Origin of the sequence: Dongia soli, assembly GCF_034044715.1 — a bacterium.
GTDB classification, from domain to species: domain Bacteria; phylum Pseudomonadota; class Alphaproteobacteria; order Dongiales; family Dongiaceae; genus Dongia_B; species Dongia_B soli.
Window position 1 is genome coordinate 544,369 of sequence record NZ_JAXCLW010000001.1, and the last position, 13,035, is coordinate 557,403.

11 protein-coding genes and 1 other RNA gene are annotated in these 13,035 nt (G+C 61.7%); 4 read left to right on the forward strand and 8 right to left on the reverse strand.

What is annotated here, in order from left to right; genetic code table 11:
- Nucleotides 1-42: 42 nt before the first annotated feature.
- From SMD27_RS02395 to ffs, 5 genes are all read right to left on the reverse strand, one after another.
- On the reverse strand, nucleotides 43-1,482 hold the full coding sequence (locus SMD27_RS02395) for a DUF4139 domain-containing protein (protein WP_320506737.1): 1,440 nt from the start codon (nucleotides 1,480-1,482) through the stop codon (nucleotides 43-45).
- Between the two features lie 135 nt (nucleotides 1,483-1,617).
- Entirely contained in the window at nucleotides 1,618-2,211 is a 594-nt protein-coding gene (gene recR / locus SMD27_RS02400) for a recombination mediator RecR (protein WP_320506738.1), read from the reverse strand.
- A 33-nt stretch (nucleotides 2,212-2,244) separates the two neighbouring features.
- The gene (locus SMD27_RS02405) at nucleotides 2,245-2,568 is read right to left on the reverse strand and encodes a YbaB/EbfC family nucleoid-associated protein (protein WP_320506739.1); all 324 of its coding nucleotides are present in this window, start codon (nucleotides 2,566-2,568) and stop codon (nucleotides 2,245-2,247) included.
- Nucleotides 2,565-4,499 (reverse strand): DNA polymerase III subunit gamma/tau, encoded by a 1,935-nt coding sequence (locus SMD27_RS02410; protein WP_320506740.1) that lies wholly within the window; start codon nucleotides 4,497-4,499, stop codon nucleotides 2,565-2,567. The genes SMD27_RS02405 and SMD27_RS02410 overlap by 4 nt, the downstream gene beginning before the upstream one ends.
- A gap of 84 nt (nucleotides 4,500-4,583) precedes the next feature.
- An RNA gene (ffs, locus tag SMD27_RS02415) (signal recognition particle sRNA small type) lies at nucleotides 4,584-4,683 on the reverse strand.
- Between the two features lie 100 nt (nucleotides 4,684-4,783).
- Here ffs and SMD27_RS02420 point away from each other — a divergent pair.
- Entirely contained in the window at nucleotides 4,784-6,931 is a 2,148-nt protein-coding gene (locus tag SMD27_RS02420) for a putative bifunctional diguanylate cyclase/phosphodiesterase (protein WP_320506741.1), read from the forward strand.
- On the opposite strand, the gene SMD27_RS02425 is transcribed toward SMD27_RS02420, so the two are convergent.
- On the reverse strand, nucleotides 6,907-7,608 hold the full coding sequence (locus SMD27_RS02425) for a DUF6134 family protein (RefSeq protein WP_320506742.1): 702 nt from the start codon (nucleotides 7,606-7,608) through the stop codon (nucleotides 6,907-6,909). The two genes, SMD27_RS02420 and SMD27_RS02425, sit on opposite strands and share 25 nt — an antisense overlap.
- Nucleotides 7,609-7,696: 88 nt before the next feature.
- Between SMD27_RS02425 and nudC the strand changes: the two genes are divergently transcribed.
- Nucleotides 7,697-8,641, forward strand: coding sequence for an NAD(+) diphosphatase (nudC, locus tag SMD27_RS02430; protein ID WP_320506743.1), 945 nt, complete (start codon nucleotides 7,697-7,699; stop codon nucleotides 8,639-8,641).
- 332 nt (nucleotides 8,642-8,973) lie between these two features.
- Here the strand turns inward: nudC and SMD27_RS02435 are convergent, their stop codons facing one another.
- Both SMD27_RS02435 and SMD27_RS02440 read right to left on the reverse strand, forming a co-directional pair.
- Nucleotides 8,974-9,828 (reverse strand): prephenate dehydratase, encoded by an 855-nt coding sequence (locus SMD27_RS02435; protein ID WP_320506744.1) that lies wholly within the window; start codon nucleotides 9,826-9,828, stop codon nucleotides 8,974-8,976.
- A 90-nt stretch (nucleotides 9,829-9,918) separates the two neighbouring features.
- Nucleotides 9,919-10,668, reverse strand: a complete 750-nt coding sequence (locus tag SMD27_RS02440) for a 3-deoxy-manno-octulosonate cytidylyltransferase (RefSeq protein ID WP_320506745.1) — start codon at nucleotides 10,666-10,668, stop codon at nucleotides 9,919-9,921.
- 444 nt (nucleotides 10,669-11,112) lie between these two features.
- Between SMD27_RS02440 and SMD27_RS02445 the strand changes: the two genes are divergently transcribed.
- Nucleotides 11,113-12,135: a c-type cytochrome gene (locus SMD27_RS02445; RefSeq protein ID WP_320506746.1), complete on the forward strand. Its 1,023-nt coding sequence runs from the start codon at nucleotides 11,113-11,115 to the stop codon at nucleotides 12,133-12,135.
- Nucleotides 12,136-12,145: 10 nt separating this feature from the next.
- Nucleotides 12,146-12,958, forward strand: coding sequence for a histidinol-phosphatase (gene hisN, locus SMD27_RS02450; RefSeq protein ID WP_320506747.1), 813 nt, complete (start codon nucleotides 12,146-12,148; stop codon nucleotides 12,956-12,958).
- The last annotated feature ends 77 nt before the right edge of the window (nucleotides 12,959-13,035 follow it).

The following is a 13,035-nucleotide window of genomic DNA, read 5'->3' on the forward strand; positions in this document are numbered from 1 at the left end:
GCGATGCCGGCGGCATCGCCCTTTTTTGGCCGGGCAACCGCATTACATTGAGACGCGCACCTTATAGGTCAGTTTGGCGCTGCCTTCGGCCGGCACCTGGATCTGCCATTGTGCCGTCTGGGCGTTCACCTGCTCATGCGTCGCTGATTCTTCCAGCATCTTCCACTGACCCGGCAGCACTTCCCGCAAGGTGGCGGTCACCGCCTCCTTCTTGGCATTCTTCAATTCGATTTCGTAGGACGATTCAAAAACCTTGTCGCTGATCTTGTCGAAGGTCGCCTGCTTCGCCCGCGCAGTAACGTCGAAAGCCTCACCCAGTGTCAGGTCGACATGTTCATTCTTTGGCGTGTGATCGATATGATCCTCGCCGACGAAGATCGCCTCGCCGGTATCATCCGCCTTATAGACCCGCATCGTGCCCTGTGGCAGCGGCATGCCAAGTTTCGCCGCCTCGCTATTGTCGAATTTCACCCGGATACTGGCATTGACGCGCTTCGGATCTGACGCGTTGCGATCGAAATAGCTGCCGTAACGTTGCGACAGATTCTCGAAGAGATAGGTCTTGGTCACCGGAATGCCGATTGCATCGAGCAAGGCCACCTGCTTGGTCTGGTTTTCATTGATCGTGGTCGGCCGATCGAGGCTGTAGAGATGATATTCGAAAGCCGCCTGTTCGCGCATCTTCGGCGCCGGCATCACATCGGTCGCACCCGCCGCCATATTGAGCGGACGGGCGAATTCCTGCTGCACCTGATTGATGTTACCGGCGACAAGCTGCAACTTGGCATCCTTATAGGTGATGCCGCTCTGATTGGTCAGCGTCACCCAGCCGTTCAGATTGATGGTCTTCTCATCGGGCGACAGTTCGGCGACGTAATCCGCCGACCAGGAGAGGCCACGGCTCAGATAGGACAGCACGAGCGGCACTTCGCCGGCTTGCGGGCTGTTCAGCCTCACGACCAAAGTCGGGCGCGCCCGCAGATTGGCCGGCACCGCGCTGAAGACCAGGCGGCCGGGTGCCGCCGTTTCGATGCGGTCGCCGATTTGCAACACCACATTGCCATCGGCAACGCTGAGCACCGTTGCTTCTTCCGCGGTATCCGCGCCGGTCTCGGAATTTGTGCGGATCACGCGGATCTTCTGGCCCACGGATTTTTCCAGGATTTTCTGCGAGGTCAGCAGGTCGAAATCGAAATTCTGCTCGATCACCGAAATCTGTGCATCCTTCGATGTCAGCAGCGCCGTTTCCGGGCGCATGCCACCGGAGACCTCGACGAAAGCGAGGTCGTTCTCACCCTGGATGAGATTCACCTTTCGGCTATCGCGGATCAGGGCGAGATCGTTGTTGTAGATGGTGACGGCCACCGAGGTCTGCTGCTCCGGCGTGACCGTGGCTTCATCGGCCGATGCCGCGCCGCCGGTCAGTCCGGCCACAGCGAGGCCGGAAATCAGAGCCGTGGCGGCGAGAAAATTGGATCGCATATCCGCTCCCGAAATTGAAACTCGACGGCGGCATATTGGACGCGCAATTGCGGAAAAACTATGACGAAGCGCACGTGAAACTAAGGCGCAGGCGTCACAATTCGGCAAGGCGGCGGAAATGCTCAGAGGAAATGCTCAGAGACGGCTGCGCGCGCGCAAGGCCTGGATCAGCGTGCCGTCATCGAGATAATCCAACTCGCCGCCCACCGGCACGCCATGGGCAAGGCGGGAGACCGCGACATTGAAACCCTGCAGCCGGTCGCTGACATAATGCGCTGTGGTCTGGCCGTCCACTGTCGCGCCCAAGGCCAGTATCACTTCCTTGACCTCGCCGCTTCCGACCCGGCGATAGAGCGAAGCAAGATTGAGCTGCTCCGGACCGATTCCATCCAGCGCCGACAACACACCACCCAGGACGTGATAGCGTCCGCGATAAGCTGCGGTACGTTCCAGTGCCCAGAGATCGGCCACGTCGGTAACGACACAGATACTGCCGCCATCGCGGCGATCGTCCTTGCAGATCGCACAGGGGTCCTGATCGTCGAGATTGCCGCAAAGTGAGCAGGGCTTGATCGAGCTGGCGACATCCTGCATCGCCTGGATGAGCGGCAGCAGCAGCGATTCCCGTTTCTTGATCAGGAACAGCACGGCACGCCGCGCCGAACGCGGCCCGAGGCCCGGCAATCGGGACAGAATCTGGATCAGGCGATCGATATCGTTGACGGCCATCTATGCGTCCGGCGAGCGGATGTCGTGATGCGATTAGAACGGCAGCTTGAAGCCGGGCGGCAATGGCAGGCCGCCGGTCAGCTTCGACATTTCCTCGCTGACATGGGCATCCGCCTTGGTGCGCGCATCCTTCAGCGCCGCCGTGATCAAATCTTCCAGCACCTCGATCTCGGCCGGGTCGGCCAGTTTCGGATCGATCTTGACACGTCGCGGATCGCCTTTAGCCGTCATGGTAATGCTGACCATGCCGCCACCCGACTGGCCCGTCACTTCGGCCTGTTCCAGCGCCGCCTGCATCTCCGCCATCTTGGATTGCATCTGCTGCGCCTGCTTCATCATCTGGCCGAGATTTTTCATGGCTCGTCGTCTCCTAATCCATCCATGCCGGCAAAGCCGTCGAGCGCCGCATCCCCTTCAAGCGAATAATCGGCGTCCAGTTCCGGCGCATCCTCGCCTTCGGCAGCCGCCGATGCCGGCGCCGGGGCGGCAGCCGGCTTATCGCTTGCGATGCCGGCGGTCAAGTCGCGTACTTCCTCGATCGCTGCCCCCGGCCAGGCCTGCAACACGGCTTTGACCAAGGGATGCTCCGCCGCCTCGGCCTTGGCCGCTGCGGCCTTGGCGATCGCCTGCTCTTTCAGCGTCGCCTGCCCCTGGTCGCCCGAAACGCTGATCATCCAGCGCTTGCCGGTCCATTCGCCCAACTTGGCAGCAAGCCGGCTGGCAAGATCGCGCGGCGCCGTTTCGGCCGGGCGGAACTCGATACGGCCAGTTTCGAAGCGCACCAGATGCACATCTTTCTGCAAATGTGCATGCAGGATCGCCTCCCGCCGGGCGCTGAACAGCGCCACGACCTCGGCAAAGCTTTGCGGTTGCGGCAAATCGGCCGTCGCCAGGGCGGCACTCGGCTGGCTGCTCGGCTGCGGCGACGGATTGACCAGCACGCGCGGCGCGGCCATCCCGCCGCCGCTTGCCGCCATCGCCATCCCGCCACCATTCGGCGCCCCGGCGGGACCACCAGATGACGGCATCGGTCTCGCGGCACCGGCCGCCGCGCCGCCATTTTCCATCATCTGCTTTACCAGATCCCCCGGGGTCGGCAGATTGGCGGCATGTGTCAGGCGGATCAGCACCATTTCCGCAGCTGCCAGTGGCTGCGGCGCCTGCTGCACTTCAGATAGGCCCTTCAACAGCATCTGCCAGGTCCGGCTCAGCATCGGCACCGAGAGATTGGCGGCGAGCGCGCTGCCCTGCTGGCGCTCCGCTTCCGGCGTGGTCGGCTGGTTCAGCACATCGGGCGTGATTTTGGCCCGGGTCAGCCAATGGGTCAGGTCGAGCAGGTCCTGGATCACCACCACCGGATCGGCGCCGCCATGATACATGGCCGCCAGTTGCGCCAAGGCGGCGGCGATGTCGCCGCGCATGATGCGGTCATAAAGATCGAAAAGCTGCGTGCGGTCGGCCAGACCCAGCATGTCGCGGATTTCGACATCGGTGATCTCGCCATCGCTCAAGGCAATCGCCTGATCGAGCAGCGACAGACCGTCACGTACCGAACCATCGGCGGCCCGGGCGATCAAGGCCAGTGCCGCAGGGGTAACTTTCGCGCCTTCGCGCTCGGCGATCCGGGCGAAATGCGCGGCGAGATCCGCGGCCTCGACGCGCCGCAGGTCGAAACGCTGGCAGCGTGAGAGCACCGTCACCGGCACTTTGCGGATTTCCGTTGTGGCGAAAATGAATTTCACATGGGCCGGCGGCTCTTCCAGCGTCTTCAGCAAGGCGTTGAACGCCTTTTCGGACAGCATGTGAACTTCGTCGACGATATAGACCTTGTAGCGGGCACTGACCGGGCGATAGCGAACGCCGTCGATCAGTTCGCGGATGTCGTCGATGCCGGTCCGGCTCGCGGCATCCATCTCGATGACGTCGACATGCCGGTCCTCGGCAATGGCGCGGCAATTATCGCAGACCCCGCAGGGGCTGGCGGTCGGCCCACCGGTGCCGTCCGGGCCGACGCAGTTGAAGCAGCGCGCGAGGATACGAGCCGTGGTCGTCTTGCCGACCCCGCGCACACCGGTCAGCATGAAGCCATGCGCCAGCCGCCCCTGAGCAATGGCATTGGTCAGCGTGCGGACCAGGGCTTCCTGGCCGATCATGGTGGTGAAATCGCTCGGCCGGTACTTTCGCGCCAGGACGCGATAAACGCCGTCGCCAGCTTTTTCGGTCTCCGCGGTCGGCGCGGCAGAAAGCTGGACCGCTTCTGTCTCGGAGATGGAAGTCGGCTCGGTCATACGCGGTCGATCTGAATGTCGGATAATTGCAGCCCTGTGGATATACCCGCCGCGTTTCCGGCGCCGGCTAAAAGCGCGGGAAACGGTGGGAGGCTGGACAACGACCCGAGCGCGAAACTCGTTACGGCTGCTTCCTTCCGGACCTGACCGGGTTGGCGAGACGCCCGTCCGCCGCCAACCTCCCGCAGCCATTATACCAATATTTTACGATCACTATGCAACTGTATCCTTCGGGCTTTTTGTGGTCCGGAAAAGCCTTTGAATTCTAAGACCATAGGTTATGTGTGGCGCCTTTTGCCGGCAAATTGGAAGCTAAAACCGGGCTGGGGACGCAGATCGCCGATGGCGATCTGCGTGAGCGCGACCTCGCCGAGGCCGGGTTGCTCTGGCGCTTTTGCGAGACCGATGGCAGCGCCCTGGGAATCTATGACGCGGATGACAGGCTCATTCGCTGCAACGAAGCGATGGTGCGCCTTTTCCCCGAGCTCACCGGGCATTTGCAGCCTGGCCAGGGGCTTGAAGCAGGTATCCGGCAATTCTACCGCCGTGCTTTGCCGTATCGCTCCAGGACCGAGCTGGAAGATATGATCCAGGCGTCACTCTGCGGCCTGCACCAGGATGGCGCCGATTACACCGTCTTCGTGCCGGAACGCGGCTGGCTGCGCAGTCGCGTGCTGCGGCTGGCGCGCGGCGGTTGGGCGCGTATCTGGCAGGATATCACTGCGACTCATGTGGCCCGGTTGGGGCATTTCGACATCAAGAAAACCTTGGCCAGCATCGGCATCGGCTATGCGCTTTTCGATGCGGATCGGTCCTTCGTCAGCAACAACGAAATCTACACCCGCTTCTTTCCGGTGGTGGAGCCCTATTGCCGATCGCGTAACAGTTATGAAGATCATATCAGGCAGATTGCCGGTTCGCTGGAGACCGATTGTGCCAAGCGCCTGGGCAGTCATACCATCGCATCGGCGCCGGGCGAGCTCGATTTGAAACTTCGTCAGGCAGGAGGTGGATGGCTGTCGCTGGAGCAGCGCATGCTGGAAGGCGGTGGCATCATCTGCCTGTGGCGGGACGCCACCCGGCAGCATGAATACGAACAGCACCTGAAGCAGCTTGCCTATCACCACAGCGAAAGCGGTCTGCCCAACGAAGCCAATTTGCGGCAGCACCTGTACAATCTGATGGGGGAGACCCGCGACATCACCCTGATCTGCGTGCAGGTGGCGGATTTCAAGATCCTGCGGAGTACGTTCGGCGTCGATATCGCCGAACAGATCCTGGTCCTGTTTGCAACGCGGCTCAGCGGCGAGAGCAATCTGTGGCTGGCCCATCTCGGCACCTCGGATTTCATACTGGTGCTGCGCAGCCGTGCGCCCCATGTCGTCACCGAAGCGACCGACCGCATCCACATGCTCTGCGACCAGCCGATCGCCTTCGGCCGCCGGCAGGTCACGCTGCGAAGCCGGATCGGCGTCGCCAGCATGAATGACCATGAAGCCGATATCGGCGATCTGGTGGAAGATGCCGAGATCGCTGCCTTGCAAGCCGATAGCAGTGATCACCGCGGACCGGTTTTCTTCGATCCCAGCATCCGGACTGCGTTGATGCTGCGGCACGAGATCGAAGGCGATTTGCGGCGGGCGCTGCAGAACAACGACGAATTATGGCTGGCTTATCAGCCGATCATGCATATGCAGAATGGCGAGGTGGCTGGCTTCGAGGCTTTGGCGCGCTGGTCGCATCCAACGCGCGGCCCAATCAACCCAGCCGATTTCATCCCGATCGCCGAATGGTCGGGCTTGATCGTTCCGCTCGGTCAGGCCGTGTTTCGCCGCGCTTGCGAGCAATTGGTCGCCTGGCGCGCGATATCGCCCTCGGCCGACCTCTTCGTCTCCGTCAATCTTTCGGCTCTGCAAATGGCGCATCCGCATCTGGTCGGCGAAATCAGCTGGATTCTGGACCAGACCGGCGCCAATCCGAAGCAAATCAAGCTGGAACTGACCGAGAGTTCGGTGATGCATAATCCGGATGCGGCGATCCGCGTGATCGAGAAACTGCGTCACATCGGCTTCCGGATCTCGATTGACGACTTCGGCACCGGCTATTCCTCGCTCGCGCATCTGCACCGCCTGCCGATCGACAGCTTGAAGATCGATCAATCTTTCATCCGACCCCTGACTGATGCGGCGCGCAATCTCGAAATGGCGCGGCTGATCATCGAGCTCGGCCATCTGTTGCGGCTTGAAGTGGTGGCAGAAGGCATCGAGCGCAGTTCGCATATGGAATTGCTGAAGGGACTGGGCTGCGATCTCGGCCAAGGTTATCTGTTCAGCCGGCCACTACCGGCCAGCGCGGTGCGGGATATGCTGCTGGCAAACCGGCTCTATGCTCCCGCGGAGTCGGGACGTCACGGCGCGCGCAGCAACTCCTGACGCACCGTCGACCCGTCTTTGGCGATCAGTTCCCCGGCCACCAGCACGCCTCTCTCGTCATACCAAAGCTCGCGCTGGATATCGCCCTCGACGGTGTAATGCCGGGCTTTGACATTGCCGTAAGGCAGCTTCAGGGTAACTGCGCCGTTATCCTTGATGGTGACGGCGCGGATCTTGGCCCGGGAGGTGTCGATGATCTGCGTCTGCTTGACCGAATCGGCATTCCAGAAACTGCTGGGATAGATACCGAAAGGCGCTTCGCGCTTTTTGCCGTTATAAGTGCCCGTCAGCTTCTCACCCGATCGGGCCATGTCCGCCTTCTTATCCTGGCCGTCGTCATCGGCTACCGAACTGAAAGACACCATCTTGCCGTCCTGCCACACCTCCTCCACATGTTGATCGAAGTCATAGAGGCTGAGGCCGAGAAGTTTGACATCGACCTTGGCATCAGTGATGACGGTGAGATCATCGCCGCGCCGATCAAATGTGAGGCGTTGTTCGCCGATGACCTCACCGCCGCGCATCACCTGGTAGATGAAGGTGCCGGAAGGTGCGTCGGCCGCGGTGATCGCTTCGGCATCGCTGCTGACGAAACTGGCGAAAAAGAGGACGGTGGCCAGCAGGCAGCCGGCGGAACGGATCACGAGCCGGTTGACGGCGCTCAGGCTTTGGATCATCAACAACTCCGAATCCCGACGGTTATTGCGGTATGCGCCGCAAGATAAGGTGTCGCAAGGCGACTAAGCAAATGATCGACTGGGCAAAATGATCGACAGTTCAGACAGCGGTGTCAATTTTCACGCACTCGGGTTCTACGCTACCGGGGATTTCGACCGTTGCGCGACGATCCGCCAGGACACCACTTGGCTCGTCGAACGCCTGCAAGACCCCTATAGCTTGCTGCATCTCGTTTGGCGAGGCCGTAATCTTGTAGTGAATGCCGATGTGCCCCGGGCCCATTTTTTGCCCTTGCGCGATCACCGAGATTTGATCGCCGCCCAGACTGACATCATCCTGTTGGGCCGCGCCGGCGAAGCGACCTATTTCGCCCTCGATATTTCCGGGCTGGACGAAGAATCGGTGATAGCCTTTGGCGAGTTCGCCGAATTGCGCAGCATCGGCCAGCTCACACCCCAACGCGACGGCGCATTGATGGCTTATGCCCGCGGCCTGTCGCATTGGCATGAGCGCCACCGCTTCTGCGGGCGATGCGGCTCACCGACCGCTACCGAAGCGGCTGGCCACCAACGGCGCTGCACCAATCCTGCCTGCGCCCTGCAGCATTTTCCCCGGCTGGACCCGGCCGTCATCATGCGAATAACCCACCGCCACCCACAATATGGCGAACGAATCCTCCTGGCGCGCCAGGCCAATTGGTCGCCCGGCATGCATTCCGTGCTCGCCGGATTCGTCGAAACGGGCGAAACCTTGGAAGCGGCGGTCGCGCGGGAAACTTATGAGGAGGTGGGACTTCGGGTCGAAAATATCCGATATTTCGGTTCTCAGCCCTGGCCCTTTCCGTCATCGCTGATGCTGGGTTTTACCGCCGAAGCAAGCGATAGCAACATCTGCCTCGATCTGGTGGAACTGGAAAGCGCCCGCTGGCTAACGAAGGACCAACTTCGTCGGTCCCCGGAAAACGATGACTTCCGGCTCCCACGCGCCGATTCGATCTCGCGCCGTCTGATCGAGGATTGGGTGAGGGATTAACGGTACCCGCCCCGCCGGCGCACGCGCACCGGTACGGCTTTGGGCGCGGGATGAGGAAATGTGGGGAGCAGCGCGCTGATCGCTTCCCCGGTCTTTGCAATCAATCGCCTTATCTTCGCCGGCAACCGCATCTCTCACCTCCCCGGCCACGTTCCGCGCGCCGGCAATATTGGTCGCCTGTCAGCGACATTGATGGCCTGCCTATCAACATGGGCAAGAGTTCCGCCAAAGACCAGGGCTTATCGCCCCATGACGCCATCGAATTTGCGTGAACAGCTATGCGGATTTGCCGGCGCGCTTTATCAGGCGCCGGCTCGCTTTTCCGCCCGGCCCTACGCCTGCTGATCGCGGAATGGATTGGCGGGATAGACGCCAAGGATGCGCACCTCGCGCGAGAAGAAGCTCAATTCCTCCAGCGCCAAGCGCACCGGACGTTGGTCCGGATGCCCCATGATGTCGGCATAGAACTGCGCCACGGTGAAATTGCCATCCAGCAGATAGCTTTCCAGCTTGGTGATATTGATCCCGTTGGTAGCAAAACCGCCCAGCGCCTTGTACAGCGCCGCCGGCACCGATCGGACCCGGAAGACGAAACTGGTGATCACCGGCCCCTTCGTCGGATCGGGATCGATCGGCTCTCGGCTCATCACCACCATGCGGGTGGTGTTGTGATCAGCATCTTCGATATCGGATTTCAGAATATCGAGGCCGTGAATCTCCGCCGCCAGGGATGAGGCGATGGCGCCTGCAGTCGGATCGCCCTGCGCCGCGACCTCCGCCGCCGCCCCCGCCGTATCGGCGCGCACGATCGGCGTCAGGCCCATCTCGCGGATCGCCTTGCGGCATTGCGACAAGGCCTGAACATGGCTGGCGACGGTTTTGAGATTAGCCAAGGTGGCACCTTTCGGCGCCAGCAGGTTGTGATTCACCCGTTGAAAATGCTCGCCGATGATATGCAGCCCCGATTCCGGCAGCAGGTGATGGATATCGGCGACGCGGCCCGCCAAGGAGTTTTCGATCGGTATCATCGCCAACCTTGCAGCGCCAGCATGCACGGCCGCGAAGGCGTCTTCAAAGCTTTCACAAGGCAGCGTGGTCATCGACGGAAAGGCCGCGCGGCACGCCAGATCGGAATAAGCGCCGGGGAGGCCCTGGAAGGCGATGATGTTATCTGTCTTGCTGGCCACGTTTGCTCCGCTTGGTCTGTTGCCGCCGGATCCCACGGATGATGCTCCATCTACGAGATGACGATGGATCGGATCAGGATCCTTGTTCCTTCAGGATCGCCCGTCCTTCAGGATCGTCCTGGCGCGTTCGAGGTCGGCGGGAGTATCGACACCGAGCGGGAGCGTGTCAACGAGCGCCACATCGATGCGCATGCCGGCTTCCAGTGCCCGCAATTGCTCGAGCTTCTCGCGCCGCTCTAGCACGCCCGGCGGCAAGGCGACGAATTGCGTCAATGCCGAGCGTCGATACGCGTAAAGCCCGATATGATGGTAATGTGGCCCATCATTGGCCGGCACCGTGGCGCGGCTGAAATAGAGCGCCCGGGCGACATCATGGCCTGGCGCGAAAGCCGCCACTGCCTTCACCACATTCGGATCGTGACGCTCTTCCTCCCGGCTGATCGCCACCGCCAAAGTCGCGATATCGACTGACGGATCCTCCAACGGCACCAGGGAGCGTCGGATCAAAGCGGGGTCGATGGTAGGCAAGTCGCCCTGGACATTGACTACGACATCATGTCGGCCGACCGGATCGATGCGGCCCAACGCTTCGAAAATCCGATCTGATCCGGACGGATGGTCGGGGTCGGTCAGGACAGCCTGGCCGCCAGCGGCCTGAACCGCTGCGACGATTGCCGGTTCGGCCGCCGCCACGTAAACCGGGCCGATCTTGGCCTCCATGGCGCGGCGCCAAACCTGAACGATCATCGGCTGGCCGCCGATATCCGCTAATGGCTTGTCGGGCAACCGTGTCGAGCCGAGACGGGCCGGGATGAGGACGACGGGCGAAATGGCGCTCATGCTAAACCTGGAAATAAAGCTCTATCAAAGACAGCCCTGGTGGCGTAGGGCTCGGAAGGGACGAGATTAACCTTCCGTCCTTGTTCCATGGCCGACCACCGACCGGGCGCGACATTATGCCGCGAACGCGGAAAAATCCACCAACCCCTTCGCGCCAAGCGGGCCGAAAGGGAGAAATCGCCCGATTGCTTGCGTCCGACGCCGCCGATACCCGTTTCGGCAGCATCCCTAGAAGCCTGTTCCGCTGCCCTTTCGCGCCCTTGTTTTAGCGGCACCGTCTATTGGACAGCGGCGGTTAAAGCCGCTAAATTCCGAGCCCGAAATCACGGCGGTCTGCTAGGGGATTGCGCCGATCTGTCTGTTTCTTCCACCTGTTTTACCGGATAGCTGGCAGGCGAGCGTTATCGGGATCCGACCGTCGAATGTGGCCGAGGGATTGCACGAATGTCATCATTGGAAATGAACAAGATCGCAGCCGCCATTCTGGTCGGGGGTATTTTGACCCTGGGTGTCGGTATCGTCTCCAACGCGATCTACAACCCTGAACGCCGCGCACATGAGGGCGCAGGCGGTGAAGAAGGTGGCGCGGCGCCGGCGCCAGCCGCCGCGCCGGTCGCCGTCGAGCCGATCAGCAAGTTGCTGGCCAGTGCCGACCCGGCCAAGGGCGAGGCCATCGCCAAGAAGTGCATGACCTGCCATACTTTCGAAAAGGGTGGCCCGAATAAGGTCGGTCCGGATCTTTGGGGCGTCATCGGTCGCCAGGCTGGCAGCCATGAAGGCTTCGCTTATTCCGATGCCATCAAGGCCGTGGGCAAGCCCTGGACCTATGAAATGATCAATCACTTCATCGCCAATCCGAAGCAATATGCGCCGGGTACCAAGATGACCTTCCCCGGCCTGCCGAAGGCCGAAGACCGCGCCAATGTGATCGCCTTCATCCGCACCAAGGCGGACAGCCCGGCGCCGCTGCCGAGCGATGCCGATATCCAGGCGGCCGAAGATCAGTACAAGAAGGACCAGGAAGCGGCTGCCAAGCCGGCGGCTGAAGCGCCGAAGCCGGAAGCAAACGCTGCCGCGCCGGCGACCGGCGGTGGTGAAGCCAGCGGCTTCCAGCCCTCGCTGTCGATGATCGCCGCGGCCGATCCGGCCAAGGGCGAGGCCATCTCCAAGAAGTGCCTGACCTGCCATACCTTCGCCAAGGGCGGCCCCAACAAGATCGGTCCGGATCTTTGGAGCGTCATCGGTCGCCAGGCCGGCAGCCATGAAGGCTTCGCTTATTCCGATGCGATCAAGAAACTCGGCAAGCCCTGGGATTTTGAATCGCTCGATCACTTCATCTACAGCCCGAAGGACTTCGCGCCGGGCACCAAGATGACCTTTGCCGGCTTGAAGAAGCCGGAAGAGCGAGCGGCGCTGCTGCGCTGGCTGCGTGATCAGAACGACAACCCGCCCGAACTGCCGAAATAAGCCGCAGTTCATGGCGAGCGGCGTTCCGACGGATATCGAGAACCAGACATCGGTCGACCAGGCCTTCATTGACCTGGCCGACCGTCTGGCCGATGCCAGCGGGACGATCCTGCGAAATTACTACCGGCGGAAAGTCGCCATCATCGACAAACCGGACGAAACCCCCGTCACGCAGGCCGACCGGGAATGCGAATCCACCTTGCGCGGGTTGATCGCCCAGGCCTTTCCATCGCATGGCATCGTCGGGGAGGAATTCGGGACTGAGCGCGGTGATGCCGATTACGTCTGGGTTCTCGACCCGCTCGACGGCACCAAGGCCTTCGTCACCGGCCGGCCCCTCTATGGCACACTGATTTCGTTGCTGCATCGCGACCGCCCGATCATGGGGGTCATCGATATGCCGATCCTGCGGGACCGCTGGATCGGCGCCGCCGGCCGCGCCACCACGCTCAACGGCGAGGCCTGCACCGCCCGCCCCTGCGCCGCCTTGTCTGCGGCCTATCTTTCTACCGTTTCACCGCTCGCCTTCCCCGACCGGCAGTCTTTCGACAAATTCGAATCGGTGCGCCACCGGGCGAAAACGACCACCTATGGCGGCGATTGCTATCAGTATGGCATGGTCGCCACCGGCTTCATCGATGTGGTGATCGAAGCCAATCTCGGCATCTACGATTTCCTCGCCCTGGCGCCCATTATCCAGGGCGCCGGCGGCGTCATCACCAATTGGCGGGGCGAACCACTGACCCGGCATTCCGGCGATAAAGTCTTGGCCTGCGGCGATCGCCGCGTGCATGCCGAAACCCTTCCACTGCTGCAGGATTGAGCTCGGCCGGCGACAATCACGGCTGTTCGCTTTCCATTTGCGCAAAGCTTCCGTTACACTGCCGCCAAACAGTTCGG

Bases quoted from the DNA above. Each gene is read 5' to 3' on its own strand.
- SMD27_RS02395 (WP_320506737.1), bottom strand. From the start codon at position 1,482: ATGCGATCCAATTTTCTCGCCGCCACGGCTCTGATTTCCGGCCTCGCT.
- recR (WP_320506738.1), bottom strand. From the start codon at position 2,211: ATGGCCGTCAACGATATCGATCGCCTGATCCAGATTCTGTCCCGATTG.
- SMD27_RS02405 (WP_320506739.1), bottom strand. From the start codon at position 2,568: ATGAAAAATCTCGGCCAGATGATGAAGCAGGCGCAGCAGATGCAATCC.
- SMD27_RS02410 (WP_320506740.1), bottom strand. From the start codon at position 4,499: ATGACCGAGCCGACTTCCATCTCCGAGACAGAAGCGGTCCAGCTTTCT.
- SMD27_RS02425 (WP_320506742.1), bottom strand. From the start codon at position 7,608: ATGATCCAAAGCCTGAGCGCCGTCAACCGGCTCGTGATCCGTTCCGCC.
- nudC (WP_320506743.1), top strand. From the start codon at position 7,697: ATGATCGACAGTTCAGACAGCGGTGTCAATTTTCACGCACTCGGGTTC.
- SMD27_RS02440 (WP_320506745.1), bottom strand. From the start codon at position 10,668: ATGAGCGCCATTTCGCCCGTCGTCCTCATCCCGGCCCGTCTCGGCTCG.
- SMD27_RS02445 (WP_320506746.1), top strand. From the start codon at position 11,113: ATGTCATCATTGGAAATGAACAAGATCGCAGCCGCCATTCTGGTCGGG.
- hisN (WP_320506747.1), top strand. From the start codon at position 12,146: ATGGCGAGCGGCGTTCCGACGGATATCGAGAACCAGACATCGGTCGAC.